The sequence below is a fragment of the Mycobacterium sp. IS-1264 genome (assembly GCF_001954195.1).
Classification (GTDB): Bacteria; Actinomycetota; Actinomycetes; order Mycobacteriales; family Mycobacteriaceae; genus Mycobacterium.
The window spans coordinates 33,248-59,299 of sequence record NZ_MBES01000081.1; the positions used below are offsets into that span (position 1 = coordinate 33,248).

At 66.9% G+C, this 26,052-nt stretch carries 27 protein-coding genes; 13 read left to right on the plus strand and 14 right to left on the minus strand.

All coding sequences use genetic code 11. The features are described 5' to 3' along the window. Positions 1-39: 39 nt before the first annotated feature. On the minus strand, positions 40-522 hold the full coding sequence (locus A5744_RS21780) for a hypothetical protein (RefSeq protein WP_076064450.1): 483 nt from the start codon (positions 520-522) through the stop codon (positions 40-42). Next, the gene (locus A5744_RS21785) at positions 519-1,466 is read right to left on the minus strand and encodes a DUF4129 domain-containing protein (RefSeq protein ID WP_076064451.1); all 948 of its coding nucleotides are present in this window, start codon (positions 1,464-1,466) and stop codon (positions 519-521) included. The genes A5744_RS21780 and A5744_RS21785 overlap by 4 nt, the downstream gene beginning before the upstream one ends. A 187-nt stretch (positions 1,467-1,653) precedes the next feature. Here A5744_RS21785 and A5744_RS21790 point away from each other — a divergent pair, with 187 nt between their 5' ends. Next, complete coding sequence (locus A5744_RS21790) at positions 1,654-3,066, plus strand: 13E12 repeat family protein (protein WP_076064452.1); 1,413 nt, start codon at positions 1,654-1,656, stop codon at positions 3,064-3,066. On the opposite strand, the gene A5744_RS21795 is transcribed toward A5744_RS21790, so the two are convergent. Beyond that, a complete protein-coding gene (locus A5744_RS21795; protein ID WP_076064453.1) occupies positions 3,063-3,941 on the minus strand; it encodes an SDR family NAD(P)-dependent oxidoreductase in 879 nt (292 codons plus the stop codon). The two genes, A5744_RS21790 and A5744_RS21795, sit on opposite strands and share 4 nt — an antisense overlap. Beyond that, the gene (locus A5744_RS21800; protein WP_076064454.1) at positions 3,938-4,540 is read right to left on the minus strand and encodes a TetR/AcrR family transcriptional regulator; all 603 of its coding nucleotides are present in this window, start codon (positions 4,538-4,540) and stop codon (positions 3,938-3,940) included. The genes A5744_RS21795 and A5744_RS21800 overlap by 4 nt, the downstream gene beginning before the upstream one ends. A gap of 87 nt (positions 4,541-4,627) precedes the next feature. Here A5744_RS21800 and A5744_RS21805 point away from each other — a divergent pair, with 87 nt between their 5' ends. The 3 genes from A5744_RS21805 to A5744_RS21815 are packed head-to-tail and all read left to right on the plus strand — an operon-like array spanning position 4,628 to position 8,322. After that, positions 4,628-5,803: a phosphotransferase family protein gene (locus tag A5744_RS21805; protein ID WP_076064543.1), complete on the plus strand. Its 1,176-nt coding sequence runs from the start codon at positions 4,628-4,630 to the stop codon at positions 5,801-5,803. Beyond that, positions 5,803-6,918, plus strand: a complete 1,116-nt coding sequence (locus A5744_RS21810) for a hypothetical protein (RefSeq protein WP_076064455.1) — start codon at positions 5,803-5,805, stop codon at positions 6,916-6,918. Before A5744_RS21805 ends, A5744_RS21810 begins: the two co-directional genes overlap by 1 nt. A gap of 54 nt (positions 6,919-6,972) precedes the next feature. Next, complete coding sequence (locus tag A5744_RS21815; RefSeq protein ID WP_076064456.1) at positions 6,973-8,322, plus strand: flavin monoamine oxidase family protein; 1,350 nt, start codon at positions 6,973-6,975, stop codon at positions 8,320-8,322. A 9-nt stretch (positions 8,323-8,331) separates the two neighbouring features. Here the strand turns inward: A5744_RS21815 and A5744_RS21820 are convergent, their stop codons facing one another. Next, positions 8,332-9,321, minus strand: coding sequence for an alpha/beta hydrolase (locus A5744_RS21820; RefSeq protein WP_076064457.1), 990 nt, complete (start codon positions 9,319-9,321; stop codon positions 8,332-8,334). 184 nt (positions 9,322-9,505) lie between these two features. Here A5744_RS21820 and A5744_RS21825 point away from each other — a divergent pair, with 184 nt between their 5' ends. Then, positions 9,506-10,885: an NAD(P)/FAD-dependent oxidoreductase gene (locus A5744_RS21825; RefSeq protein ID WP_076064458.1), complete on the plus strand. Its 1,380-nt coding sequence runs from the start codon at positions 9,506-9,508 to the stop codon at positions 10,883-10,885. Positions 10,886-10,927: 42 nt separating this feature from the next. Here A5744_RS21825 and A5744_RS21830 read toward each other — a convergent pair whose 3' ends face one another. Continuing rightward, positions 10,928-11,386, minus strand: a complete 459-nt coding sequence (locus tag A5744_RS21830) for an SRPBCC family protein (RefSeq protein WP_076064544.1) — start codon at positions 11,384-11,386, stop codon at positions 10,928-10,930. 80 nt (positions 11,387-11,466) lie between these two features. Between A5744_RS21830 and A5744_RS25150 the strand changes: the two genes are divergently transcribed. Further along, on the plus strand, positions 11,467-11,775 hold the full coding sequence (locus A5744_RS25150) for a hypothetical protein (RefSeq protein WP_240563145.1): 309 nt from the start codon (positions 11,467-11,469) through the stop codon (positions 11,773-11,775). A 342-nt stretch (positions 11,776-12,117) separates the two neighbouring features. Here the strand turns inward: A5744_RS25150 and A5744_RS21840 are convergent, their stop codons facing one another. Both A5744_RS21840 and A5744_RS21845 read right to left on the minus strand, forming a co-directional pair. After that, positions 12,118-13,203, minus strand: coding sequence for a helix-turn-helix transcriptional regulator (locus A5744_RS21840; RefSeq protein ID WP_139331456.1), 1,086 nt, complete (start codon positions 13,201-13,203; stop codon positions 12,118-12,120). A 73-nt stretch (positions 13,204-13,276) separates the two neighbouring features. Further along, positions 13,277-14,491: a glycosyltransferase gene (locus A5744_RS21845; RefSeq protein ID WP_076064461.1), complete on the minus strand. Its 1,215-nt coding sequence runs from the start codon at positions 14,489-14,491 to the stop codon at positions 13,277-13,279. 279 nt (positions 14,492-14,770) lie between these two features. Between A5744_RS21845 and A5744_RS21850 the strand changes: the two genes are divergently transcribed. Next, complete coding sequence (locus A5744_RS21850) at positions 14,771-15,637, plus strand: chemotaxis protein CheB (protein WP_240563147.1); 867 nt, start codon at positions 14,771-14,773, stop codon at positions 15,635-15,637. Positions 15,638-15,684: 47 nt separating this feature from the next. Here A5744_RS21850 and A5744_RS21855 read toward each other — a convergent pair whose 3' ends face one another. The 3 genes from A5744_RS21855 to A5744_RS21865 are packed head-to-tail and all read right to left on the minus strand — an operon-like array spanning position 15,685 to position 19,311. Next, on the minus strand, positions 15,685-17,526 hold the full coding sequence (locus A5744_RS21855) for a CheR family methyltransferase (protein WP_076064463.1): 1,842 nt from the start codon (positions 17,524-17,526) through the stop codon (positions 15,685-15,687). Between the two features lie 50 nt (positions 17,527-17,576). Then, positions 17,577-18,344: an STAS domain-containing protein gene (locus A5744_RS21860; RefSeq protein ID WP_240563149.1), complete on the minus strand. Its 768-nt coding sequence runs from the start codon at positions 18,342-18,344 to the stop codon at positions 17,577-17,579. Next, positions 18,328-19,311 carry a chemotaxis protein CheB gene (locus A5744_RS21865; protein WP_076064465.1) on the minus strand — a complete coding sequence of 328 codons (984 nt, stop codon included), beginning with the start codon at positions 19,309-19,311 and terminating at the stop codon, positions 18,328-18,330. Before A5744_RS21865 ends, A5744_RS21860 begins: the two co-directional genes overlap by 17 nt. A gap of 217 nt (positions 19,312-19,528) precedes the next feature. Here A5744_RS21865 and A5744_RS21870 point away from each other — a divergent pair, with 217 nt between their 5' ends. Beyond that, positions 19,529-21,661 (plus strand): catalase, encoded by a 2,133-nt coding sequence (locus A5744_RS21870; protein WP_076064466.1) that lies wholly within the window; start codon positions 19,529-19,531, stop codon positions 21,659-21,661. A 15-nt stretch (positions 21,662-21,676) separates the two neighbouring features. Then, positions 21,677-21,934 carry a Rho termination factor N-terminal domain-containing protein gene (locus A5744_RS21875; RefSeq protein ID WP_076064467.1) on the plus strand — a complete coding sequence of 86 codons (258 nt, stop codon included), beginning with the start codon at positions 21,677-21,679 and terminating at the stop codon, positions 21,932-21,934. A 13-nt stretch (positions 21,935-21,947) separates the two neighbouring features. Here the strand turns inward: A5744_RS21875 and A5744_RS21880 are convergent, their stop codons facing one another. Further along, positions 21,948-22,523 carry a nucleotidyltransferase gene (locus tag A5744_RS21880; protein ID WP_076064468.1) on the minus strand — a complete coding sequence of 192 codons (576 nt, stop codon included), beginning with the start codon at positions 22,521-22,523 and terminating at the stop codon, positions 21,948-21,950. Between the two features lie 131 nt (positions 22,524-22,654). Between A5744_RS21880 and A5744_RS21885 the strand changes: the two genes are divergently transcribed. The 4 genes from A5744_RS21885 to A5744_RS21895 are packed head-to-tail and all read left to right on the plus strand — an operon-like array spanning position 22,655 to position 25,323. Next, positions 22,655-23,611, plus strand: coding sequence for an acyl-CoA dehydrogenase (locus tag A5744_RS21885; RefSeq protein ID WP_076064469.1), 957 nt, complete (start codon positions 22,655-22,657; stop codon positions 23,609-23,611). Between the two features lie 31 nt (positions 23,612-23,642). Next, positions 23,643-24,416 (plus strand): PIG-L family deacetylase, encoded by a 774-nt coding sequence (locus A5744_RS21890; RefSeq protein ID WP_076064470.1) that lies wholly within the window; start codon positions 23,643-23,645, stop codon positions 24,414-24,416. Next, the gene (locus A5744_RS25250) at positions 24,413-24,541 is read left to right on the plus strand and encodes a hypothetical protein (protein ID WP_276206971.1); all 129 of its coding nucleotides are present in this window, start codon (positions 24,413-24,415) and stop codon (positions 24,539-24,541) included. Before A5744_RS21890 ends, A5744_RS25250 begins: the two co-directional genes overlap by 4 nt. Continuing rightward, on the plus strand, positions 24,532-25,323 hold the full coding sequence (locus A5744_RS21895) for an endonuclease/exonuclease/phosphatase family protein (protein ID WP_076064471.1): 792 nt from the start codon (positions 24,532-24,534) through the stop codon (positions 25,321-25,323). Before A5744_RS25250 ends, A5744_RS21895 begins: the two co-directional genes overlap by 10 nt. Positions 25,324-25,337: 14 nt before the next feature. On the opposite strand, the gene A5744_RS21900 is transcribed toward A5744_RS21895, so the two are convergent. Together A5744_RS21900 and A5744_RS21905 are read right to left on the minus strand one after the other, a co-directional pair. After that, positions 25,338-25,616 carry a DUF3349 domain-containing protein gene (locus tag A5744_RS21900; RefSeq protein ID WP_076064472.1) on the minus strand — a complete coding sequence of 93 codons (279 nt, stop codon included), beginning with the start codon at positions 25,614-25,616 and terminating at the stop codon, positions 25,338-25,340. A gap of 158 nt (positions 25,617-25,774) precedes the next feature. After that, positions 25,775-26,011, minus strand: coding sequence for a CsbD family protein (locus A5744_RS21905; protein ID WP_076064473.1), 237 nt, complete (start codon positions 26,009-26,011; stop codon positions 25,775-25,777). Positions 26,012-26,052 lie beyond the last annotated feature (41 nt).

The window sequence follows — 26,052 nt, forward strand, 5'->3', positions numbered from 1 at the left end:
ATATCCGCTGTCATACCTTTCCTCTCACACCTCTTCCTCTCATACCTCTTCCAGCCTCCGGAGAATCTCTTCGAACGTCGCGCGGCCCGGACCGGGCCGGTGGTCACCGCCGCGCACGACATTGTTGGGATTCACCCATTCCCACAATTCGTCGCCGAACAGCATTTGGCCTGTCGAGTGAAAACCCGCCGGATCTTTGGCTTGCCTTTGGCCCGTTGCCATTTCATACCGCCGCGCAAGTATCGGGCGCAGATGCCTGTCCCAGTCGGATCGGGTGGACTCCGACCAGCGGATGGTGGTCTCGGTGGTGGCGAGCCACCGGCGCAACGAATCGCCCAGATCGTCGGCATCCGGCTCGGCCATGGATCGCGTCCCGTGCGCCAGGACACGCCGGACGCTGAGCAGGATCAACGCCAAAGCGACTCCGGAGGCCACCAACACGAAGCGGCGATCGTGCACGATCAGCGCCAGCAGCTCAACACCGACGATAAGGCAAACGCCCAGGGAAATAAGCCTTTTCATGCCGGACTCCGCAACTCGGCAAGGACGAGCCGCAGCACCTGTACCGCTACGTCACGATGTCCCTCGTTCATCACATGCGGACTGAATCGTGCTTCTTCGAACAGGTTCACCAGCTGCACCGCGTTATCCGCGTGCAGCGCATGGTGTTCGACGGCTCGGCCCAGTACCTCGGTCGGGGTGTCGAAATCCTGAGGGGCGGCGCCCGGAACATTCGCGAGCTCGCTTTCCATCGCGGCGTAGCACGCGATGATGGCCTCGCGCGGTTCGCGATTGAGGTCACCGATCTCGGCGAGCCCGAGTTCGGCCGCTCGCACAAGCGATTCCGAGGGTTTGGGTGCCGCGGGCTCGATGTCATCGTCGGTGTAGTCATTGACGACCGTGCCCGGTGCGGAGGCCCTCCACCGCCGCCGGGACATGACGGCCGACCCCGCGACGATGATCAACAGCATCGGGACGGTGGTGGCCAGGAGGATTCCGTACATGTCCCCGTTGTCGTGTTGCGGGCGCTGCGGCGGGGGCGGCTGCGGATTGACTTGCGCCGTCGGGGGTGCGCTGGGTGCCGGGGTCTGTGGGGGCGGAGCCACGCCGTGCGGAAGCGCTCGGGACACCAGCATCGCGATGAGCAACCAGGCCACGATCACGGCGAGTCCGATCAGCAACACGCGCCAGTTCGGCCGACCCCTGCCGGTGCCGAGCATTTCGGACAGGTCCCGGTTGTAGGGCGCAATCGCGCGTGGATCCCGCAATCGCGCGATGACCGCGAACGCGACCAGCGCGAGCGTCACGCTCAGAGCCGCAACGACGAAGACGAACGCCACCCGGTTGGGGCCCGATTCGGCGTGCGCCGCTCTTGCGCTGGCCGGAAGATATCCGCGCAGGGCAGCGGCGACAACGATCAGCAGCACGATCAGCGCAACAACGCGCCCCGTCGGCTTGTCGGGCATTGGCACACCACTCGACCGGTTTGCCTGCCGCCCTCTGCGGCACAGGCTTTCCTAGTTTGCATGTCGATACTTGCATGCCCGGCAGGCGTGACGCCAGGTTATCCACAGTCAGCATTTCATCCACAAAGCGCTAGCTAGCTGCGTGAACTCGGTTGGATTCGAATGTCTGTTCGATAGGATGGTGCCCATGGGTATCCGGATCAGCGACGAGCAGGCACGCGAGCGGATCGGCGCCGCCCTGGACGCGATCGATGCCGCCCACCTGGTGCTGCGCGAGATCCCCTCGGATGTGGTCGGCAACGACTTCCGCGTCGACGTCGCCGAACGGCTGGAAACCCAGGACCGCGTCAACCGCGGGCTGATGTATCGCTTCTTCGGAGAAATCGCCGACCCGCCGGACGGGACCGGGTTCATGCCCGCGGTACGCGACGCGCTCTGGGCACGGCTGCGCATCACCCCGCAAGAGATCACGCGCCGCTTCAGGCTGGCGGCGAGGATTCGACCGCGGCGCTCGCTGACCGGGCCGCCGCTGGCGCCCGAGTTGCCGGAATTGGCAGACGCGGTGCAAGCGGGCGCGGTCGGCGAGGACCACATCCGCGCGGTATGCCGCGCGATCGACGTGCTGCCGGCCTGCGTTTCGCCCAGCGACGCGGCAGATGCCGAACGCACGTTGGTCCAACACGCGAACAAGCTCGATGCCGGCGTGATCACGAAGCTGGGGCAGCGCATCGCGGACTACCTCAATCCCGACGGCCTTTTCACCGACGCCGACCGCGCCCGCCGCCGCGGGCTGCAGCTGGGCGCGCAGGGAGCCGACGGCATGTCCCGGCTGCAGGGCTGGCTCGACCCCGAGGCCCGTGCGTACTTCGAAGCCGTCGACGCGGCGGTGCGGCCCGGCCGCCATCAACCGGACGGCTCGGCCGACCCCGAAAACGGTGCCGATGCCGCTGCCGAAGCGCGCGACGAGCGCACGCCCGCCCAGCGCCGCCACGACGCATTCAAGTTAGGTATGGAGACGGCGATCTCGTCCGGTGGGCTCGGCCAGCACCGTGGCCATCCCGTCACGGTGATCGCCACCACCACCCTGGCCGAACTCGACCGGGCTGCACACGCGGCGTCCAACGCATCGGTCCCGATGCCCGCGCCGGCGCGAACCGGTGGCGGTTCCAGGCTGCCCATGCCGGACCTGATCCGCCTGGCCGCCAAAGCAATTCACTATCTGGCCGTGTTCGACGAGCACACCGGCCGGCCGCTGTATCTGGGCCGCCAAAAGCGCATCGCCACAGCCGATCAGAGACTCATCTGCTATGCGCGCGACCGTGGCTGCACCCGCCCCAACTGCCTGGAATCGGGCTATCACTGCGAGGTGCACCACGCGCCGGACTGGATGGCGGATGGCCGCACGGATGCGGACAAGCTGTTTTTCGCTTGCGGTTGCGACCACGGCGGGGCAAGTCGGGGCGAATGGCACACCGTCGTCACCGAAAACGGGCGACTCGGCTGGACGGACGGCAGCGGCCCGCCCGAAATCAACCATGCTCATCACCCCGACGAACTTCTCCGCGGCGATCCTGACCCGCCCGAGGAGGACGGTGGCTAGCCGAATGTGAACGGACGGAAGCTGCCGTCCAGGACCTCGCGATGGCCGATCGTGCGCCCGGTAACATCGCGCGGGTCCACCAGCGCCAACTGCACTGCGGCCCGGGCGAATTCATCCGCCGGGGCGGTATCAACAAACTCGCGAGCGTAGTACGCCAGGCCCGGCGTAAGTATCGGCTTCGACGGCGCTAACGCGTTGACCGCGATGTTGTGGTCGGCGAGATCGAACGCCGCGCACTGAGTGAGGTGCTCGAGCGCCGCCTTGGACCCGCCGTAACCCGGCAGGACTCCGCCGCTGCGGTCGGCGTAGGGCCCGTCGCCGGGCATCCGGGACGCGACCGACGTGATGTTGACGATGGAGCCGCCACCCGCGTCGATCATGTCCGGGCACACCAACTGCATCAGCTCGTAGGCGGCAAAGACCGCGATCTCGAAGTGCCGCCGAAACGCGTGCAGGGGTGTGCTGACGAAACCTGGCCAGTCGGGCTTTGCGCCGGCAGATGCGGGCTTTGCGGCCTGGGCCGGCGGCTTGGGGCGCCCTTGTCCCCCCGGCGGACGGCCGGGCGCGGTGAAGGCGGCGTTGTTGACCAGAACTGTGATGGGGCCCAACGCTTCTCGGGCCGCATCCACCAACCGGGCGATGTCGTCGCGGTCGGTCAGATCGGCACGCACGGCCACCGCGCGTCCGCCGGCCGCCTCGACCTCGGCGACCGTCTCACCGATGGTTCCCGGCAATCGGTCGTCCCACACCTTTTCGGTGCGCCCGGCGACGGCCACGGCCGCGCCTTCGGCCGCGAGCGCCAGCGCGATCGCCCTGCCCAGGCCGCGGCTGGCGCCGGTGACGATTGCGGCCCGGCCCGCAAGCCGCCCCGTCATCCCGTTACCCCATGCACGACGATTGCGGTGGTTTGATCCACCCACGCATCGTCCAGCTTTTCGTCAGGGCGCAACAGCATCCGCAGCATCGTCGCTCCCCCGATCAGCTCGATCAACCGGTCCGGATCCACCTCGGAGTGCGCCTCACCGCGGTCGACGGCCTCGCGCAATCGCACCCGGACCGCGATGAACAGGTCGGTGAATCGCGCCATCACCCTCGCATTGAGATCGGGATCGGCCGTCATGTCGGCCACCAACCCGGGCAGCGCGGCCCGCACCACCGGCGTGGTGAACACATCGCGGGTGGCCGCGATCATCATCCGGACGTCGGCGGCGATGTCACCGGCCGGGGATTCCAGCGCGGTCGGCGCCGTCGGAAACGCCGCCTCGTGCACCAGCTCGGCCTTGCTCGACCACCTGCGGTACAGCGCCGATTTCGTGGTGCCCGCGCGCTCGGCCACCGCGGCCAGGCTGAGATTCGAATAGCCGATCTCCACAAGCAGTTCCGCGGTCGCCGACAGGATCGCCGAGTCGATGCGCGGGTCCCGGGGCCGGCCGGCGCCCGGGGCCTTGTCAAGGTAGGACGGGTCTGCTTTCATAACGCTACCTACCGTATCGTAATTGCCGCGCAGAAGTATCAGCAGAAGAATGGAAGCAGAAGTATCAGCAGAAGAATGGAAGCACCCGTGTCGAATGAACCCGTGCTGGACAAAGTCGATCGACTTCAGCGATCCAGCCGCGACGTCACCACGCTGCCCGCGGTGATGGCGCAGTGGCTGTCGACCGTGCTGCCCGACGGGGCGAAACCCGAGGTGACCGTGGAGAGCGGCGTCGACGCCACGGGCATGTCGTCGGAAACGATCATCCTCTCTGCCCGCTGGCAGCAGGACGGGCAGCCGATCGAGCAGAAACTCGTGGCGCGGGTGGCGCCCAGCGCCGAAGACGTGCAGGTCTTTCCGACCTATCGCCTGGACCACCAATTCGAAGTCATCCGCAAGGTCGGCGAACTCACCGATGTCCCGGTCCCCCGCGTGCGCTGGCTCGAGCCCACCGGAGAGGTTCTGGGCACACCCTTCTTCCTCATGGACTACGTCGACGGCGAGGTCCCGCCGGACGTCATGCCCTACACCTTCGGCGGCAATTGGTTCGCCGATGCGCCCGCCGAGCGGCAGCGCGAGCTGCAGGACGCCACCGTCGGCGTGCTGGCCAAGTTGCACGCAATCCCGAACGCCCAGAAGACATTTGGTTTTCTCTCTCAAGGTGGCGATACCGCGCTGCGGGGGCACTTCAATTGGGTGCGGGCGTGGTACGACTTCGCAGTGCCCGACATCGGCGCATCGCCGCTGCTGGAGCGGACTTTCGAGTGGCTCGAGCACAACTGGCCGCACGAGGTGGACGCGCGAGAGCCCGTGCTGCTGTGGGGTGACGCGCGGGTGGGCAACGTGCTGTACCGCGACTTTGCCCCGGTGGCGGTGCTGGATTGGGAGATGGTGACGCTGGGCCCACGGGAGCTCGACGTTGCCTGGATGATATTCGCGCACATGGTGTTTCAAGAGCTCGCCGGGCTAGCGACGCTGCCGGGCCTGCCCGAGGTGATGCGTGAGGACGACGTCCGTGCCACCTATGAGCGACTCACCGGCGTCGACGTGGGCGACCTGCATTGGTTCTACGTCTACTCGGGGGTGATGTGGGCCGTTGTGTTCATGCGCACCGGTGCGCGACGAGTGCACTTCGGCGAAACCGAAAAACCCGACGACGTCGAATCGCTGTTCTACCACGCCGGATTGATGAGACGTTTAATCGACGAAGGTCTAATCGGCGAGGGTCTAATCGGTGAGGGTTCAATCGGAGAGGATCAATAATGCTAGGCCCGCTCGACGAGTTCCCCCTACATCAGGTTCCCCAGCCGATCGCGTGGGCGGGTTCCTCGGACCGCAACTTCTACGACCGCTCCTACTTCAACGCCCACGACCGCACCGGGGACATCTTCGTGATCAGCGGCATCGGCTACTACCCCAACCTTGGGGTCAAGGATGCGTTCTTTCTCGTCCGGCGCGGCGACACGCAGACCGCGGTGCACCTGTCCGACGCCATCGACCAGGACCGGCTCAACCAGAACGTCAACGGCTACCGGATCGAGGTGATCGAGCCGCTGCACAAACTCCGGCTGGTCCTCAACGAAACCGAAGGCATCGCAGCCGATCTCACCTGGGAAGGCCTGTTCGACGTCGTCCAGGAACAGCCGCACCTGATGCGCTCCGGCAACCGGGTGACGCTGGACGCGCAGCGCTTCGCCCAGCTCGGCTCCTGGAGCGGCCACATCGCCATCGACGGGCAGGAGATCGCCGTCGACCCCGCGACCTGGCTCGGCAGCCGCGACCGGTCCTGGGGCATCCGGCCGATCGGCGAACCCGAGCCGGCCGGCCGGCCCGCCGACCCGCCATTCGAGGGCATGTGGTGGCTCTACGTGCCGATGGCCTTCGACGAGTTCGCGATCGTGCTGATCATCCAGGAGGCGCCCGACGGGTTCCGTTCGCTCAACGATTGCACCAGGGTGTGGCGCGACGGCAGGGTCGAACAGCTGGGCTGGCCGCGGGTCAAGATTCACTACCGCTCCGGTACCCGCATCCCGACCGGCGCCACCATCGACGCGACCGCGCCCGACGGCACCCCGGTCCACTTCGACGTGGAATCCAAGCTGCCGGTGCCCATCCACGTGGGCGGCGGATACGGCGGCGATTCGGACTGGCTGCACGGCATGTGGAAAGGCGAAAAGTTCGTCGAACGCCTGACATACGACATGACCGACCCGGCGATCATCGGGCGCTCCGGCTTCGGCGTGATCGACCATGTCGGGCGTGCGCTGTGCCGCGACGGCGACGGGGAACCGGTCGAGGGCTGGGGCCTCTACGAGCACGGTGCGCTGGGCCGCCACGACCCGTCGGGTTTCAAGGACTGGTTAACGGTCGCCCCGTAACCGCGAATCCAGAATTATGCTACGAACGCGTCAAAATGCGGTTGACTAGAGCCCGTGACCGACCCTCCCCGGATTGTCGACGTCGTCGTGGTAGGGGCCGGCTTTGCCGGGTTGACCGCAGCGCGGGAGCTGGCGCGACAGGGTCATGATGTGCTGGTCTTCGAGGGCCGCGACCGGGTCGGCGGGCGCTCGTTCACCGGCAGCGTCGCGGGATTGCCCGCCGATCTAGGCGGCACCTTCGTCGGCCCAACCCAGGACGCGGTCCTTGCGCTGGCGGCCGAGCTCGACGTCTCGACCGCGCCGACGCACCACGACGGCAAGAACGTGATCCACTGGCGCGGCTGGGCGCGTTCCTACCGCGGCACCATCCCCAAGCTCTCACTGACCGGGCTGATCGACATCGCCAGGCTGCGTTGGCAATTCGACAGAATTGCGCGCAGCATCCCGCTGGCAGCCCCCTGGGACGCGCGCCGCGCCCGCGAGCTCGACGACCTCTCGCTCGGCGAGTGGCTGCGCGCGATGCGCGCCACCGCCTCGTCCCGCGACCTGCTCGCCATCATGGCGCGGGTGACCTGGGGCTGCGAACCCGACGACGTGTCGATGTTGCACGCCGCCCGCTACACGCACGCCGCCGGCGGCCTGGACCGGCTGCTCGACGTCGAAAACGGTGCCCAGCAGGACCGTTTCCCGGGCGGCACCCAGCAGATCGCCGAGGCGGCGGCCGCCGAACTGGGCGACCGGGTAATGCTCAACGCGCCGGTGCGCCGGATCGAAAGACACGGTGCCGGCGTGACGGTGTCCTCCGAGCGCGGCCAGACCGAGGCCGGGTTCGTCATCGTCGCCATCCCCCCGGCCCATCGCGCATCCATCGAATTCGCTCCCCCGCTGCCGCCCGAGTACACCGAGCTGGCCAAGAATTGGCCGCAGGGCCGGCTCAGCAAGGCCTACGCCGCCTACTCCACGCCGTTCTGGCGGGAAAACGGCTTCTCCGGCCAGGCGCTGTCCGACGAGGGCCCGGTGTTCATCACTTTCGACGTCAGCCCGCACGCCGACGGCCCCGGCATCTTGATGGGGTTCGTCGACGCCCGCGCATTCGACTCGCTACCCACCGACCAACGCCGCCGCGATGCGTTGCGCTGCTTCGCCAGCCTGTTCGGCGACGAGGCGCTCAAACCGCTCGACTATGTCGATCACCGTTGGGGCGCAGAGTATTTCGCGCCCGGCGGCCCGACTGCGGCCGTGCCACCCGGGTCGTGGACGCGATACGGTCCGTGGTTGCGCGAGCCCGTCGGCCCGATTCACTGGGCTGGCACCGAGACCGCGGACGAGTGGACCGGATTTCTCGACGGCGCCGTCCGGTCGGGCCAGCGGGCGGCCGCGGAGATCACCGCCCAGCTGCTATGAGCCGACCTGCTATGAACTCAGCTGTACCTCGCGGGCGGGCACCTCGCGGGCTACCGATTCGGCCAGCGTTCGCAGCTGACCGTTCACCTCGCGGGGGTGTTCCAGCATCGAGCAGTGCCCACCCGGCAACTCGACAAGGCCGACGACGTTGGGCGCGGTGCGCGCGATCCTGCGGGACTGACCGATCGGCGTCAGGCGATCGCGTTCGCTGCCGATGACCAACGTGGGCACGGTCAATCCATCCAACTCGAGGTAACGCGAACCCAGGGCATCCACGAGCATCTTCGCGCAGCCGCCGCGCCCCGCCGGTGATGTGCGAGCGAACAGCTCGTAGATGAGCCGCGCGGCGCTCGGGTCGGCGTCCCTGCCGACCGCCAGCATCGCAACCAGGTAGCGACTCGCGATCCGGGCCGCCGTGGGTACCGGAAACCCGCCGAACGCGCCGATCAGTCCGCGCGCGGCCATGACGCGGGCCTCCGAAAATCCGCGCAGTTCCCTGGGGACCGACATCAGCTTCACTTCGCGCACCAAGTCCCCGGTGGTGGTGTTGATCAGCGCGACCGCGTCGGCGCGCTGGCGAACCCTGTCGCGGTAGTGCGCCGACCAGGCGGCGATGGTGATGCCACCCATCGAGTGCCCCGCCAGCACCGCACGCTCGTGCGGCGCCAACGTCGCCTCCAGCACCGAATTCAGGTCGGACGCAAGGTGTTCGAGGCTGTAGCCGCCGCGCCCCTTGCCCTTGGGCACACCGCTGCGGCCGTGGCCGCGATGGTCGAAGGCGATCACCCGATAGTCGGAGGCGAGGTCGGCGATCTGGTACGTCCACGCGCGTATCGCGCAGGTGATGCCGTGCGTCAGAACAATCGGATAGCCGTCGGGCGGCCCGAAGACCTCCGTGTGCAGCGGGGTGCCGTCCGCCGCGCGGACGGTCAGAGTACGGCTCGGGGGCAGTGCATCCGGCAGCCGGTGAATCGCGCTAGTCGCTTGTCGAGCACTCATCGCTGCTCCCCCCTCGAACACGGCCCCGTTGCCGCACCCTGGATGTGACCGAGTTTACGTGGAATCAACGACGGACTTGCCGGAATCGGCCAAATATATGCCGAAAATTTCGGACGCCCGTCCAACAAATCCCGTCCAACAAATCCCGGGATCAAATCACGCAGGGTATGAGACGCTGACCAACGTGTCCCCGATGTCGCGTCGGGAGTTCTTGGCGGCCACGACGAGCGTGGTCGGGGGGACGCTGGCGGCCGCCTGCGCGTCGGATGCCCCGTCGCCACCGGACACCAGATCGGACACCAGATCGGACACCAACTCCGTCCTCATCGTCGGTGCGGGGATGGCGGGTTTGTCCGCCGCGCGCAGCCTCGCCGACGCGGGGTGGCCGGTGCGCGTGATCGAAGCCCGCGATCGCATCGGCGGCAGGGTGTACACGAACCGCAATTGGGGCGCACCGCTCGAGATGGGCGCGTCGTGGATCCACGGCACGACGAACAACCCGCTGACGGAGCTGGCACGGCGGGCGCAGGCACAACATGTTCCGACCGACTATCACGGATGGGCGAAGCTCGCGGTTGATCCGCGGCTGCCGCCGCTGGACTACCACCCACGGCACTGGCGCGCGTTCGTCGACCAGGCCCGCGACGATGTCGACGGCGGAAGTCTCGGCACCGCCGTCCACGCCGCTGCCGCGGACCTTTCCGAGTCCGAGCGCGCCCAGTTGGCATTTTTCGTCGCCACCGAGATCGAGGACGAGTACGCGGCCGGCGCTGATCAGCTGTCCGCCAAGACATTTGACAAGGGCGACTACTGCAGCGGCGACCAGGACGTGGTCACAACCGGCTATGACGCCCTGCCTCGGCTACTGGCCGACGGGCTGCAGATCCGGCTGAATAGCCCGGTCACCGCGATCGTGCGACGAGACCGCTCCGTCGTCGTGCGCACGAAAGACCGCTCCTTCGAGGGACCCGCCGCGATAGTCACGGTTCCCCTCGGCGTGCTGAAATCCGGTGCGATCACCTTCGATCCGCGCCTTCCCGACGGACACGCCCACGCGATCGACGCGCTCGGGTTCGGCGTGCTGTCCAAGAGCTACTTCCGGTTCAGCCGGCGCACCTGGGACGCGGAGAACGCCTTCTACCTGTACCTGGGGACCGACCCCGGCGCGTGGGCGCAATGGTTCACCCTGCCGAGCTCCTCGGGGCCGATTGTGTTGGCGTTCAATGCCGGTGATCGTGGCCGCGCGGTGGAGTCGTCCTCACCGACCGATCTTATGGCCGGCGCGCTGCCCGTCGCCCGGCAACTGTTCGGCGACGACGTCTCGCCGGTTGACGTCGCGACCTCGGCGTGGTCCGCCGACCCGTACGCCCGCGGCGCCTACTCGTTTCACGCACCCGGCTCCGGCCTCGACGACCGGCGGCAGCTGCAGGAGCCGATCGGCGACCGGCTATATCTCGCGGGCGAGGCCGTCGGCGTCAACAATCCGTCCACCGTCACCGGCGCCGTGTTCAGCGGCCGCTACGCCGCCGGCCAGTTGATGCAGCGGGTGAAGATCGGGACATGACGGTTATTGTTGAATTAGGCAGTCCCGCACCACAATTCGTGACTACCGCTCCAGCGCCACGGCGCAGGCGTTGAGGATCGCGAGGAAGCTGGAACGCAGCAGCCGATAGCTGATCGCCTCCAGCACCTTGCCGCCGGCCACCGCCGGATGGGTGTAGTTGGTCAGCCAGTCGACGTGAGTGCCACCACCCAAAGACATGCCCGAAGACGTGCCCGAAGACGTGAACGTCAGCGTGCCGCCCTCGTGGTCGAACGGCGGGAACGACCGGACGATGAGGTACGAATAGGTGTGCGGCCGATCGTAGGCCGTGATCTCTTCGCGAAACCACGTGCCAAGCCCGACCACCTCGCGCACCGCACCCGCGCCGGGCGCCGCAGAGTCCTTCGCGTAACCGGCCTTGAGGACGAGCGGAGCGGCCGCCAGGTTGGCCGGGTCGGCCAGCCAGTCGAAGACCTGGTCCACCGGCGCCGCGATCGTCCGCTCCAAATGAATCTCGACCATGACCACATGCTAGACGCCATTCGACCCATGCCGGCAGGGTCCGTCGTAAAGCTTTGCTTACGAGGGTTTTTCGTTCAAGTGTGCTGCGATTCTTCAACGAGCTGCAGGGCTTCGGGAACCGAATCGACGAGAGGCAAGCCGTGGTCGGCCACGACTCGGGTGAGCCGACGCAGCGTCGGACCGCTGACCATGTCGCACCGCAACCTGGCTTCTTGGTTTTCGTGATTGAGGGTGATCAGCGCGCGAAGGCCGGCTACATCGAGAAAGTCGAGGTGACGCAGATCGAGAATCAGTGGAACGTCCGGCCGCTCGATGCGGCGGATCGCCCGGGATACCAAGTCGGCGTTCGACGCGTCGATTTCGCCGCCGACGCGTACGACGGTGGCTAGGCCCCGCGTGTGTACCCACAGTTGCGCCCCGGCACAATCGATCAGGTCTGGTCTGTGGAGATCCGGTGCGGAGAAGGCGAAGGCAGCCATGTGATTGCGCCCATCAAGCGTGGTGACGATGACCCGGGTGAACGGGTAGCTGTGGACTCAACTTGAGGTATAGCGTACGCCGGCGACCGCATAGAGCGATGCCGCAACGAGGCCGCGCAATTCGCCGGCCAGGGCCGAACAATCTGCCGCACAGGCTATTCCGGGTTTGTTCGGCCTGCCCGAGCAGCCGCGGAGCCTTCGTTTCCTGGCTCGGAACCCCTGATCCGCTTCGTTTTTCGGCTTGCAGTCAGCTCATTGATTGAGCGTCGTGTGTGGGCTCTGGCCGTAGGTCTGCCGATAGAGCACCGCGAACCGGCCCGTGTGGGCAAAGCCCCAACGCTGCGCAACCTCGGTGACGGTGGTCTCGGAACGGTCGCGATTCATCAAGTCTTGGTGCGCGCGGTGCAGCCGAACGCGACGCAGATACTCAGTCGGGGTGGTGTCGAGCCGCTGTCGGAAGAGGTATTGCACCGCGCGGGGCGTCAGATGCACCGCGGCCGCGACGTCGGTCACGCCGACGTCACCGGCGGCGTGGCGATGGATGAATTTCACCGCGTCTTTCAGCGTGCCCGGCACCGCCGGGTCGCTTAGCAGGTCCTGCTGCAGGGTGACGTTCGACGGGTAGCACTCGAGCAGCGCCGTGGCCAGCAGGGGCGCCGCCGCCGCGGCGATTAACGGTTGGTGGACGGTATCCGGCGAAGCAAGGGTGGCGGTCACGTAATCCAGCGCTCGATGCCACGCGCGCACGGCGGCGCCCGAGCGTGGGCGCCAGCTGAGGAACCGAATGTGCTGCGGTACCGGAGTAAGCCGGTCAGCGGCGACCTTGCGCAGCGCCTCGGCCCCGACGGTGACGACGTCGAAGCGCGCGCCGTTCACGTGCAGCACGCAGGACATGCCGTGGGCTATCAGCAGCGGTGAGTCCCCGATCGGCAGCGGACCACCGGTCACCGACAACGATCCGGCCCGGGGCTGGATCACCAGCACGGAGTCGCCGGGTGGAATCTTGCACGCCATCCGACCCTGAATCGTCACCTCGTCGAAACTCAGCGCAGCCGCTTCACTCCGCCGATGGGCGACGGTCGAGCCCCCAGTTAGGCCGGTGATCAGCCAGCCCGGTGTGTAGGCGTCCGCGAAGAATCGAGTCGCCGCAACGGGATCGCCGGTGCGGAATTGCTCGTACCGGACGGCCGCCGGGGCGTGCATGGCGCCGGGATCGACGTCATGGGCGCGGGCTGGACCGGCATGATCTGCGTTGTGCAGGTCAACGTGGACCGCGCCGAACTCACCGGCTGGGCCCAGGACGGGGCCGGAAGCTATGTTTTCGGTGATGCTCGTCATTGTAGGACTCGGCATCGCGGCCTATCCCAGACTACAACGCACCTCGCCCGCCGCCCACAAAGTCAGGGCGTAGTCACGGTGTACCCGTCGGCTGCAAAGATCGCATCGGCGCGTATTCGGCACCGAGCTGCCGGTATATGTTCAGCGCGTCGAGCGCGACCCGGTCCCAGGTGAAGCGCGACTCTACCCGGCTGCGACCCGCGGCACCCATGCTCCGGCACTGAAAGTCATGTGCCAGAAGGTTTCTCAAAACCGCAGCCAATTCGTTGGGGTGATCCAACATCAACCCGGTTACCGAATCCACAACCACGTCGATCAACGCGCCGACCGGCAACGCAACCACCGCCACCCCGCTGGCCATGGCCGCTAAAGCCGAGGTCGCACGCGGTGGCTGCCGAGGTGTGCACACGAGAACATCGGCGGATCGCACCATCATCGGTAGCTCGTCGCCGGAGACGGTGCCGACGAAGTGCACGCGATCGGCCACCCCCAATTCTGCGGCAAGGCGTTTGAGACGGTTGCGCGCCTTGGTGTGGTTGCGGTCGGCGGCACGGTCGGTGACATCTGTCTCCGCGACCACAAGCTCGGTGCCCGGAACTCTTGGCATCACGCCAATCACGATGTCGAATCCGTTGTCCGGCAACGGGTTCGACGCCATACATAGAACGCGATGCAGATTGGCACGGCCGAGCACCGGACCCACCGAGGTGTACTGCTCGACGTCGACCCCGCTCGCCAGGACGGAGACTCGCGCGCGACTGCGGCGCAGCCTGGCCAGCGCAGAGACATCGGCGCTGCTCTCGACGGTCACCCAGTTCGCATTGCGCGCCAAGAGCGGCTCGATGCGTTCGCGCTCAGTGACCCGAGTGACTTTGCGCTTGCCGCCGCCGGACCGCGCGGATTGCGGAAACGACACCAGTGGCCCGAAGGTCTGAACGGTTGGTAGGTCTTGTCGTCTCGCGGCCAGCTGAGCCGCTAGCCCGCCCAGCCACCCATATGCGTGCACGATGTCCGGTCGATCCGCGGACCATAGCCGCTCGAGTTCGGCCGCCCACTCGCCGACGAACGGCAACAGGTCGGCGTCTTTGGCCACGCTCGCGGGGCCGACCGGTAGCCCGACGGCCCGATAGCGCCGGTCGGCGCCGACCTCTCCAGGGCATCGATCCGATGGCCGATCCGATTGCCGCACGTAAGCGGTGGCGTCATGCCCCTGGTCTGCAAGCGCGGCGCACAGCCGCCCGGCGTCGTCACCAACGAAGTCGTCACCGCCGACGATTGCAATCTTCACCGCAGATTCCCTTCGGGGTTCGGGGATCCCTTCGGTCGCTCTGGCCAGCACGCGCGCAATGAACGCAATAAATCCGTACCCAGCGCGCGGTATCGGCGAAACTCAGCCTGCCCGGTACTTCGTCTGCTGGCCCGAGCGCTTCGGATGGTGGATACACCGCAGGCAGGAAGGGACCAGAAAGGGGCCAGAAAGGGGCCGGAAAAGGGCCGGAAAGGGGCCGGAAAGGGGCGCTTCGCCGCCGGGACTGCCGTAGGCCGCTGCCGGGTGGACACTGGATTGGTGACAACGCAAGCCACGGCTGTTGAGCTGGTGGTGCTGCTCGCCTCAGCGGGTGGCTTGGACGCGTTGTCGGTGGTCCTGCACGATCTGCCGCCCGAGTTTCCCGCGGCCGTCGTCGTGCAGCAGCATCTCGGCGGGTCTTCGAGCGTGCTGCCCACGATCCTGGCCAGGTCAACGGAGCATCGGGTGGGCTGGGCGTCCGACGGGCAGGCGCTCGAACCGGGGCAGGTGGTCGTGTGCCCGCCGGAAATGCACATGGAGCTGGGGCGCGACGGTTCCTGCTGTCTGCACAAAGTGCGGGAGCGGGTCGACCGGCCCTTCGACGTGCTGCTGACCTCGGTGGCGCGCTCGTATGGGCCCCGGGGATTAGCGGTGGTGTTGTCGGGCTCCGGCCGCGACGGGGCCGTGGGCACCGCTGCGATGAAGCGAGCCGGCGGCATCGTGATCGCGCAGAGCCCCGACACCGCCGACTACCCCTCGATGCCGATGGCCGCCGCCGAGGCCGGCGCTGACCTGGTGCTGCCGATCCACGAGATCGGCGGGGTCCTGGCCGACGTCGTCGGAGGCGCGCCACTGCCGGGCGGCTCCACTAGCGGCAGCCTCAGCGGTTCCGGCACTGCCGGCCGGACCGCCGACGCTGCCGAAACAATTCAGGAAATCCAGGCCCCCAACAGCGCGGCCGCGCGCGCCGAAACCGCCCGGCTGCGTGCGATGGAACTCCGGCGCAGACGCGAGGAGCTGTCCGCGGGTCTCGGCCCCAGCGCGGAGACGGTGGCCATCGCGCGGCGCAGGGCCCAAGAGTCGTTGCGCCGCGCGCAACTGGCGCACCAGGCCGCCTCACGCGCGGCCGCGGAATGGGGACATTGAGGTGGGGGCGCTGACGCGGACACTGACCCGGGCACTGACGGCCCCGCCTAGCCCACAACCTCCATCAGTAGCAGCGCCCCGCCGACGTCTCCCCCCGGCGAGCGGAACGGCGTGCAGGTGACCCGTACTTGCGCGGGCCGGCCGCGCCGGTTGATCGCGTCCACCACCGTCTGACTGGAGGTATCGGAGTCGACAAACGCGTTGCCGATCAGCGGACGCACCGTTTCGATGGGCAAGCCGATGTCCAGCCCGGTCAATTTCGAGCCCGTCGTTTCGTCGGCCCGCAGGCCCCATAGGTCCTCGCAGCCACGGTTCCAGACCACCACCCGCATTTCCCGGTCGACCACGACCATTCCCAGCTGGACGGAATTGATCAGCGAATCCAGGAAGTTCTTGGCGTCGTCGAGTTCCACGCTGCGTTCGCGCAGCGTTTCGTTGATGGTGTGCAGTTCGTCGTTCGTGGACTGCAACTCCTCGTTCATCGTCTCGAGTTCTTCGTTGGTGGACTGCAATTCCTCGTTGGTGGTCTCGAGCTCCTCCACCGTGGACTGCAGTTCCTCGTTGGTCGTCTCCAGCTCCTCGTTGGTGGATTGCAGTTCTTCGTAGGCCGCCTCGAGCTGGCGGTTGGTCTGCACGACCTTGTCCAGCAGCGCGCGCGTCGCGGTGACGTCGAAGAACACGATGGAAACCCCGAGCAGGCCGTTTTCGGCGTCGACGAGCGGGTTGACATGGATCTCGAACCACACCGTTTCGGCGCCCGGCCGTTGCCATTTGACGTCGGGAATCCGCGCTGAACGTCGCTCCACCTTGGCCTGCTCCAGGTAGGCCCGCAGCTCGACCGGACGATACGACACTTCCAGGTCACGCAGCAGCCGGCCGATGTCGCGAGCCGATAGGCCGAAGACGGTCTCCGCCTGCTGGTTGATCATCGCCACGGTGTCTTCGCCGGTGACCACGATCTGCGCAACCGGGCTGGCGCGAAAGGCCAAGTCGCGCACCGTCGTAAGGCCCGGCATCTCGCCGTGTCGGTCGTAGAACGCCGCGGCCGGATCGTAGCGTTCTATCCCGTTGTGGGTCCCCGCGGCCTTGCGGAAGATCCGGTTCTTCAGGTTCAGCGGGGTGAACCGGTCACCGTGGCTCAGCAGCATCTCGGCGTGGCCGAGGAACAGCGTGCCCTGCGGACCCAGCGCAAAATGCAGGCGCCCCAAGACGTTTCGCTGAGTCTCGGCGTTGAGGTACATCAATGTATTACGACATACCAGCAAGTCGACGCGGGAGATCGGCGCATCCTTCACAAGGTCGTTGCGACCGAATATCACCGCACGGCGCAAATCCTTGTGAAATATGTAGCGGCCGTTGAACTGTTCGAAATAGCGCGCCAACAGATCCTGCGGCACCGACTCGACAGCCCTGGCGTCATACGAGGCGGTGCGCGCCTCGGCGAGCGCATCCTCGTCGATGTCCGTGGCGTAGATCTTGACCCGCTGCCGAAACGCGTCGGGACCCAGCGCCTCCGCCAGCAGCATGGCCAACGTGTAGGCCTCCTGCCCGGACGCGCATCCCGCGCTCCAGACCCGAACCGGGTCGTCGGGACCGCGCTCGGCCAGCATCCGCGGGATGACCTCGGCGCTGATGAATTCCCACGCTTCGGGATCCCGGAAGAACGCGGTGACGTTGATGAGGATGGTGTTGAACAGCGACGCGAATTCGTCCGAGCTGGCCTGCAGGACGTCGAGGTATTCCTCGAACGAGGTGTATCCGGCCTGATCCATCCGGTGACGGACGCGCCGCATCAGCGACGTCCGCTTGTAGCCGGTGAAGTCGAAGCCGCGGGAATCCCGCATGTAGCGCAACAAGGCCTCGAAGGCTTCGTCGGTGGTGCCGTCCATTCGGTCCCGTTTCGAAGAAAGCGTCTGCCGCTAGAACACTACTCGCGACGTCAGAACTTGTTTTCGGGACCGACGACGGCCCATACCGTCTTGCCCGAAGCCGTCGGGGTGCTTCGCCACGCACGACAAAGCGCGGAAACGATCGCCAGCCCGGACACTATGTCGGCGCCTCGATCGCGATCCTCGTGCCGGGCCGGCTGCCGGTCACTGCCGTCCTCGACCGCGACCGTGACGCTGTCCTTGTAGGACTCGACGATCAGGACCGGCGCGCTGTCGGTGTGGGCGAGGACGTTTTCGACGAAGACCGTCGCTACCGTCGCCGCCGTTGGAATCAGCTCACGCATGTTCCACCTGGTGAGCCAATCGGTAACCATCGCGCGGGCAAGGCCGACGCTGATCCTGGTGGCGGGGAGCTGGGTGCGCGCCCGCCGCCGCAGCGGTAACGACCGATCGCGGACGGCGTCCAGCGCCGACTGCCGGGTCGGGTGCACGGGAACATACCGCGACACGCCAGTGGCGGTGATCGCCCGCACCGACCGCTCCGGTTCGCACACCAACAGGATCGGCACGTCCGGCCAGACGCTGACGTGCCAGCGGGCGCTGGTGAATGCCGACCATGCGGATTCGGACGGCACCCACAGGTTGTCGACGTCGACGATCACAGCGCGCGGCTCGTCGAGCGCGGCCTTGATGATGGCGTCGCGCAAGCCACGGTACGTAGCGCCGTCCAGCACACCGGTGACCGCCACGAACGCCACGTCGTCGCGCCGTTCCACGTCGACCCGGACGGGCTCGGTGAATTCAGCCCGCGGGGTCACCGACATCACCCGGCCGGGGGGCGCTGGCCGATAGCCGCTCGCCGAGCACCGTCAGGGCACCTTCGGTTTCCTCAGCCAGCGCGGTATAGCGCGAATGGAGCGGTCCATGGCCGACGCTGTCGGCGAGTTGCCTGGCCAGCCTCGCCTTTTCCTGGAGGCTGCGCAGCGCGACCCACAGCGCGTTCTCGACTTCGTCGTCGCGGGCGGTCAGCAGCGAGTCGGGGGTCCATGCGTGACCCACGCGGCAGCGGAAATGACCCTCGCCGATCGAAACCAACGACCCGTTGCAGTCCGGGCACGTGTACCCCGATGCCGGACCCAGTTCCTGGGTATCGAAGTTGGTGGAGAATCGGCGCGTCATCGCGATGCGGTTCTCGAGCTCCATCCGAGCGTCGGGTTCCATGTTCGGCTCCTTGATCTCACGCTGCGAAAGCTTTTTCAGCATTTCGCCCATGTCCGCCGCGGCCGCCTCATCGTCCAATACGCCGGCTTCGCGCGCCTTGGTCGGCAGCGCCGGAAAAAGTGCGTCGTCGAGTGACTGGCCGATCGTGATACCGCCGCGCGAGTGGATCGCTGCCAGCCCCAGCACACCGTCGTCGAGCACACCAGACATCAGGATCCCGACGGCGCGGGGACCGAAAGCCACCGCCACCGAGCGGAATAGAGCATTGATCGCCGGCCGATGTCCGTTCTCGGTCGGGCCCTGCGACAACACCACGCGGTGATCGGCGACGAGCAGATGCCGGTCGGGCTGTGCGACATAGATGTGTCCCGGCTGCAGACTCGCCCCATCTTCGGCTGCGGCCGCGGGCAGCGGCCCGCTGCGGTCGACGATGCGCGCCAGGATGCTCGGTGCACCGGCTGGAATGTGCAAAGCCATCAAGTACGCGTAGGGCAGATCGGTCGGCAATCCGGCGGCCAGATTCGACAGCGCTTCGACTCCTCCCGCCGATGCACCGATCGCCACTACCCCACGAAGGTCGCCCCCACGAAGGTCGCCCCCACGAAGGTCGCCCCCACGAAGGTCGCCGTTGTTGCCGGTCGCCTGAATCACCACTCTCGACTACCCGCCTCCAGGGTAGGCAACCCTGCGGCAGGTTGATAGGTGCGCGACGTGCGGAGTTTGCGCCGGTTTATCAGTGGTACCCGGAGACCAAGCAGCCCACGCAACACAGGAGGGAACTATGGGGACCGACGGCACGCCCGATCCGAAGCAGCGCGATCTGGAACCGTCCCGGGTTCGCCGCGACACCGGATACCTGACCACTCAGCAGGGCGTCCGCGTCGACAGCACCGATGATTCGCTGACAGTCGGCGAGCGAGGCCCCACGCTGCTGGAGGATTTCCACGCCCGGGAGAAGATCACCCACTTCGACCATGAGCGCATACCGGAGCGGGTGGTGCACGCGCGCGGTGCCGGCGCGTACGGCTTCTTCGAACCGTACGACGACTGGCTGGCCGAGTACACCGCGGCGAAATTTCTGACCACACCCGGAACCAGGACCCCGGTGTTCGTCCGCTTCTCCACCGTGGCCGGATCGCGGGGATCTGCCGACACCGTCCGCGACGTGCGCGGCTTCGCCACCAAATTCTATACGGCACAAGGCAATTACGACCTGGTGGGCAACAACTTTCCGGTCTTCTTCATCCAGGACGGCATCAAGTTTCCCGACTTTGTGCACGCCGTCAAACCCGAGCCGCACAACGAGATTCCGCAGGCGCAATCGGCGCACGACACGCTGTGGGACTTCGTCTCGCTGCAGCCCGAAACGCTGCACGCGATCATGTGGCTGATGTCGGACCGCGCGCTACCGCGCAGCTACCGGATGATGCAGGGCTTCGGTGTGCACACGTTCCGACTGGTAAACGACAGCGGTGAAGGCACTTTCGTGAAGTTCCATTGGAAGCCGCGGCTCGGCGTGCACTCGCTGATCTGGGACGAATGCCAGAAGGTGGCAGGCAAGGACCCCGATTACAACCGGCGCGACCTTTGGGAGGCTATCGAGTCGGGCCAGTACCCGGAATGGGAACTTGGTGTCCAGCTAGTGGCCGAGGCCGACGAGTTCAAGTTCGACTTCGACCTTCTCGACGCCACGAAAATCATTCCCGAGGAACAGGTTCCGGTGCGGCCCGTGGGCAAGATGGTGCTGAACCGCAACCCGGACAACTTTTTCGCCGAGACCGAACAGGTGGCGTTTCACACGGCGAACGTGGTACCGGGGATCGACTTCACCAACGATCCGTTGCTGCAGTTCCGCAACTTCTCCTACCTCGACACCCAGCTGATCCGTCTCGGCGGTCCGAACTTCGCTCAGTTGCCGGTCAATCGGCCGGTGGCCGAGGTGCTCAATAACCAGCAGGACGGCTACGGTCAGCACGCGATCCCACAGGGGCGGTCCAGCTATTACAAGAACACCTTGGGCAGCGGATGTCCGGCGCTGGCCTCGGGAGTAGAAGACGACGTCTTCCGCCACTACACCCAGCGGGTCGACGGTGCTGCGATGCGCAAGCGCGCCAAGTCTTTTGAGAATCACTACAGCCAGGCGCGGATGTTCTGGAAGAGCATGTCTGCGGTCGAGGCCGAACACATCGTGGCGGCGTTCGCCTTCGAACTAGGCAAGGTCGAGGTGCCCGACATCCGCTCGGCGGTGGTGGGCCAACTCGCCCACATCGACCACGAGCTGGCGGGTCAGGTGGCGGCGAAGCTCGGGCTTCCCGAGCCGGAGCGCCAGCAGGTCGACGAGGTGCCGGAGTCGCCGGCACTTTCCCAACTGACCGACGTCCCCGACACGATCGCCTCGCGCAAGATCGCGGTGCTGGCCGCCGACGGCGTCGACGTCGTCGGAACGCAGCGCTTCATCGAGCTCATGCAGCAGCGCGGTGCGATGGTTGAAGTCCTCGCCCCGATCGCCGGCGGAACTCTGGAGGGCGGATCCGGCGGCCAGTTGCCCGTCGACCGCGCCTTCACCACCATGGCGTCGGTCCTTTACGACGCCGTCGTGGTGGCCTGCGGACCCCGCTCGGTGTCGACCCTTGCCAATGACGGCTACGCCGTGCACTTCGTGGTCGAGGCCTACAAGCACCTCAAGCCGGTGGGTGCGTTCGGGGCCGGGATCGACCTACTCCGCGCCGCCAACATCGAGAACCGGCTGGCCGATGACACCGCCGCCGATGACACCAGCGTCGTCAGCGACCAGGCCGTCGTGACCACCACGGCGGCCGCCGACGAATTTCCCGAGGGGTTCGTCGACGAATTCGCCGCAGCCCTCGCCCAACACCGCTGCTGGCAACGGCAGACGGATCCCGTCCCCGCCTAGCACAGGAGGTTTATCGTGCCCAGATCGTCGATCAAGAACGAAGAGATGTACCAGGAACTGCGTAAGCAGGGTGACTCCAAGGAGAAGGCCGCGCGGATCTCCAACGCGGCCGCCAGTAGGGGTAAGTCTTCGGTGGGCCGCAAGGGCGGCAAGTCCGGATCCTACGCCGACTGGACGGTCCCGGAATTGAAGAAGAGAGCCAAAGAGCTTGGCATCTCGGGGTATTCGGGCCTGACGAAAGACAAGCTGGTCGCCAAACTGCGTAACCACTGAGCCTGGCGCCAGATCAGTCGATCAGCCCCAGCCGCTCGGCCAGCACCAAGAATGCGACCGCGTAGTCGTTGTCGGCGGTCCGTGATCTGATGCGATCCCAGTCCAACCGTTCGCGGATCGCGCGCACGGCCGGCAGCAGCTTCGCGAAATCGCAGTGGTGCTCGTTGAGCGCGCGCAATTTCTGGATAACCACCAGGGTCGGCGGCAGCACCGGCATCGATATCGCCAACACGTCGCGCTGCTCGGCGCAGTCTAGGGTGGCCCGATCCACCGGAACGCCGTTCAGCCGGTGCAACACGTCCACGACCGTGTTTCCGGTGCGGGCCTTGAATAGCCAGTCCTCCGGCGGGTGTTCGACGGCGAATCCGGCGTCTTTGAGGGTCGCGGCGGCGGTCGCCGCATCGTCCTCGGTGACCACCAGATCCACATCGTGGCTGGGTTCGGGTGCGCCGTATGCCCACAGCGCGTAGCTGCCCGCCAGCGCGAAACGCGGCCCATTCTCTTTGAGAGCCGACGCCGCGCCACGCAGCGCCTCACGCAACCGCGCACACTCGGCGGACACGTGTGCGTCCGTCTGAACGGGTTTCATCGTGGATAGGTGATACCCGGCGGCTGACGTGCGCAACCCCTTTAAGTGTCGTTTAAGCGTCGTTTAAGCGTCGGCCGAATGGGCAATCGACCAGGTATGTCAGCGCAAAGATCGGCGTCGGGTGACCGCGCGTGACTGCGGGCCTGGTGCAGCATTGGCTTGAGTCGGGACGACTCGAGTTGCCGCTGCCGGCGTCGGGCCGTACCGCTGAGCGCTGGCAAGGCCTGGCGCGTCTCGCCGAAGAGGACATCGCGGCGGCCCGGATCGCCGAGACCCACGTCGACGCCGTCGCAATTTTGGACGAATTGGGCGGCAAGCCACCGGAATCGGGCCAGCTGTGGGCCGTCTGGGCGGCCGAATCCCCCGATGCGGTGCTGACGGCGACCAATATCCGCGGCGGCGCATTCGCGCTGAACGGCACCAAGGTGTGGTGCCAGGGTGCCGGGTTCTGCACCAATGCGCTCGTGACCGCGCGGCTGGACGACGGAAGACGGGGACTGTTCGCGGTGGCGGTCGCCGACCATGCCGTCAAAGCGCTGCCCAGCACGTGGTGGAACGCCGGGATGGCCGGCAGCGACACGCGGCCGGTCCAGTTCACCAACGCCCACGCCGTCGCTGTGGGCGACCCCGGTGACTACCTGAACCGCCCCGGGTTCTGGCACGCCGCGATCGGCGTCGCCGCGTGCTGGCTCGGCGGCGCACGCCGGGTCGCCGAACCGCTATACCGTTGCGCCGGAAGCAAATCGGCTGACGCCTACTCACTAGCCCATCTGGGCGCGGTGGACGCCGCACTGGCGGCCGGCGACGCAATGCTGGCCACCGCTGCGGCCCAGATCGACGACGACCCATTCGACCGGGCCGACACCGCGCAACTGCTCGCCCGTCGCGTCCGCAGCGTCATCGAACACGCGGCCGACGAAGCCATCACCCGCACCGGGCGCGCGCTGGGACCGGGCCCGCTGTGTCAGGACGGCCGGCATGCCCAACGGGTGGCCGATTTGAGCATCTACATCCGACAGAGTCACGCCGAGCGCGATCTGGCCGAGCTCGGACGGCTCGCCGGCGACCACCGCTGGGGGACGGTGTGAGTACAACGTGACGACGAGCGTGAGGACGACGGTGAGGACCACTGCGACAAGCAATTGCACCCGGTTTGCGGCCAGGCCGCTGACCCGTGGCGGCACCCCGGTGCCAATCTGGCTCGCTGCCCTCGACCGGGGTGCCCCGCCGCGACTGGATCTGACCGGATGCCCCGGTCTCGTCGTCGTCGCACCCCATCCCGACGATGAGACGCTCGGCCTGGGCGCGACGATCGCGCAATTGGTCGCCTCGGGCACCAATGTCCAGGTGGTGTCGGTCAGCGACGGCGGCGCCGTCCGGCCCGACGCCTCGCGGTCCGAACGGCTTCGCCTGGCAGAGATACAGAAATACGAATTACGCAGGGCGACCGGTGTTCTAGGGATCTCTCCGCCGCTATCGCTCGGCCTTCCCGATGGCCGTATCGCCGACCACGAGGGCGTGCTCACCGACACGCTGGTCGACATCCTCGACGACGCCGCGCCCGGAACGTGGTGTGCCGCCACCTGGCGCGGCGACGGGCACCCCGACCACGAGGCGGCCGGTCGCGCGGCCGCAGCGGCGTGTGCGCGCACGGGTACCTCGCTGCTGGAGTATCCGGTCTGGATGTGGCACTGGGCCAGCCCGGCCGATTCAGCGGTGCCCTGGGATCGGGCGTACGCGGCGCCGCTGCCCGCGTGGGCTCTTAGTCGTAAACGCCTTGCGGCGCATTGCTTTCGCAGCCAGCTCGAGGCGGGAAACGCCGGCTCGGCACCGGTGTTGCCGGCATTCGTTCTCGCGCGGCTCCTGGCGGTCGGGGAACTGGTGTTCCGGTGAACGCGCGATGTGCCGGTGACGGCACCAAGGACCGATGTGCCGGTGACGGCACCAAGGACCGCCGTGCCGGTGACGGCACCAAGGACCGCCGTGCCGGTGACGGCCCCAAGGACCTATGCGCGTAGCGACCTTCAACATCCTGCATGGTCGCACGGTCGGCGATGGCGTGGATCCGCAACGGCTACGCGACTGCGTGCGGCGACTCGATCCCGACGTCTTGGCGTTGCAGGAGGTCGACTTTGAGCAGCCGCGCTCGGAGCGAGCCGACCTCACCGCGGCGGCGGCCCAAGCGATGGGAGCGGTGGAGCACCGGTTTGTCGCCGCTATCTCAGGCACCCCTGGGGCGACTTGGATGGCCGCCACGGGCCGCGAACAACCCGGGACCGCGGCATATGGAATTGCCCTCTTGTCAAGGTATCCGGTCGCCAGTTGGCAGGTGCTGCGCCTACCGCGCATTCCGATGCGCTTTCCCATGTACCTGCCGGGCCCCAGGCGGGTGATGATCGTCGACGAAGAACCGCGGGCGGCGGTCATCGCACGGCTGCACACCCCGCACGGCGCTCTGACGGTGGCCAACACGCACTTGTCTTTCGTACCCGGCTGGAATCGGCGCCAGCTGCGCCGACTGATCCACGACCTGCGCGGCTTTCCCGGCCCGCGGCTGCTGATGGGAGACCTGAACATGACGCCCCAGGCGGTTCGGCGTTGGTCGGGAATGCGGACGCTGGCGATGGCCCCCACATTTCCCGCGGATGCGCCCGGCCGCCAACTCGACCACATCCTTACCGACGACGATCGCTTGCGCGGCGGTGCCGCCGAGGCGGAACTGATGCCGATCTCTGACCATCGCCCGCTGGTGGTTGACTTGGTGGTCGACGGCGAAGTGGCCGACGGCGAACACGCCTGAGCAGCCGCGCCGGTTCAGATCGCGGTGAGCCCGCGTTGGACACGCTCGATGTCGTCCGGTAACGGCATCTCGTGGGTGACCCTGGCGATCTCCACCCCGACATCGACCCGGAAATCGGCCTCGACGAGTCCGTGTCCGGGCCCGAATTTGCTTATGACCGAGCGGATCTCGTCGTCCGACGCCCGACGCGGCAGCAGCGCCAGCAACGGCACATAACCCACGACGGGCGTCCCGCTCGGGTACCCGGCACGCAGAAAAGCGACGATGCCCGCCACCCGGTCGCCCATGCTCATTTTGCCGGGATAGCCTCGCAATACCATTTGAAACGCAGCCGTTTGAAACGCAGCCGTTTGAAACGCAGCCGTATTGCACGCAGCCTTTCACGAAACGAAGGTCCACAAAACGAAGAGGCCCGGTCCCCCAACGGAACCGGGCCCCTCGTTCGTTCGGACTATTGATTTTCCTTTTGCCGTTCCTCGGCGGCCTTTGCGCCGGCGCGGGCGGATTCGGCTTCGGCTTCCTTCTTGCCGGCATCACGCTGGGCGTCGGCCTTGTCTTGCTGCGCCTGACCCTCTTCGACGATGTCGTCGCGGCCGGTCAAGGTTCCACCAACCTCTTTCGCCTTACCCTTAACGCCTTCAACGGCGCCCTTGACGGCTTCTTGTGCTCCGCTCTTGTGATCGCCCATGGTTCGACCTCCCTTTCGGTGGTTGCTGAGCTTTCGCCCAT

Excerpts from the sequence above, each read along its gene's own strand:
- A5744_RS21780 (WP_076064450.1), bottom strand. The coding sequence starts at position 522 with ATGAAAAGGCTTATTTCCCTGGGCGTTTGCCTTATCGTCGGTGTTGAG.
- A5744_RS21785 (WP_076064451.1), bottom strand. The coding sequence starts at position 1,466 with ATGCCCGACAAGCCGACGGGGCGCGTTGTTGCGCTGATCGTGCTGCTG.
- A5744_RS21790 (WP_076064452.1), top strand. The coding sequence starts at position 1,654 with ATGGGTATCCGGATCAGCGACGAGCAGGCACGCGAGCGGATCGGCGCC.
- A5744_RS21795 (WP_076064453.1), bottom strand. The coding sequence starts at position 3,941 with ATGACGGGGCGGCTTGCGGGCCGGGCCGCAATCGTCACCGGCGCCAGC.
- A5744_RS21800 (WP_076064454.1), bottom strand. The coding sequence starts at position 4,540 with ATGAAAGCAGACCCGTCCTACCTTGACAAGGCCCCGGGCGCCGGCCGG.
- A5744_RS21810 (WP_076064455.1), top strand. The coding sequence starts at position 5,803 with ATGCTAGGCCCGCTCGACGAGTTCCCCCTACATCAGGTTCCCCAGCCG.
- A5744_RS21820 (WP_076064457.1), bottom strand. The coding sequence starts at position 9,321 with ATGAGTGCTCGACAAGCGACTAGCGCGATTCACCGGCTGCCGGATGCA.
- A5744_RS21830 (WP_076064544.1), bottom strand. The coding sequence starts at position 11,386 with ATGGTCGAGATTCATTTGGAGCGGACGATCGCGGCGCCGGTGGACCAG.
- A5744_RS21840 (WP_139331456.1), bottom strand. The coding sequence starts at position 13,203 with ATGACGAGCATCACCGAAAACATAGCTTCCGGCCCCGTCCTGGGCCCA.
- A5744_RS21855 (WP_076064463.1), bottom strand. The coding sequence starts at position 17,526 with ATGGACGGCACCACCGACGAAGCCTTCGAGGCCTTGTTGCGCTACATG.
- A5744_RS21870 (WP_076064466.1), top strand. The coding sequence starts at position 19,529 with ATGGGGACCGACGGCACGCCCGATCCGAAGCAGCGCGATCTGGAACCG.
- A5744_RS21880 (WP_076064468.1), bottom strand. The coding sequence starts at position 22,523 with ATGAAACCCGTTCAGACGGACGCACACGTGTCCGCCGAGTGTGCGCGG.
- A5744_RS21895 (WP_076064471.1), top strand. The coding sequence starts at position 24,532 with ATGCGCGTAGCGACCTTCAACATCCTGCATGGTCGCACGGTCGGCGAT.
- A5744_RS21900 (WP_076064472.1), bottom strand. The coding sequence starts at position 25,616 with ATGAGCATGGGCGACCGGGTGGCGGGCATCGTCGCTTTTCTGCGTGCC.
- A5744_RS21905 (WP_076064473.1), bottom strand. The coding sequence starts at position 26,011 with ATGGGCGATCACAAGAGCGGAGCACAAGAAGCCGTCAAGGGCGCCGTT.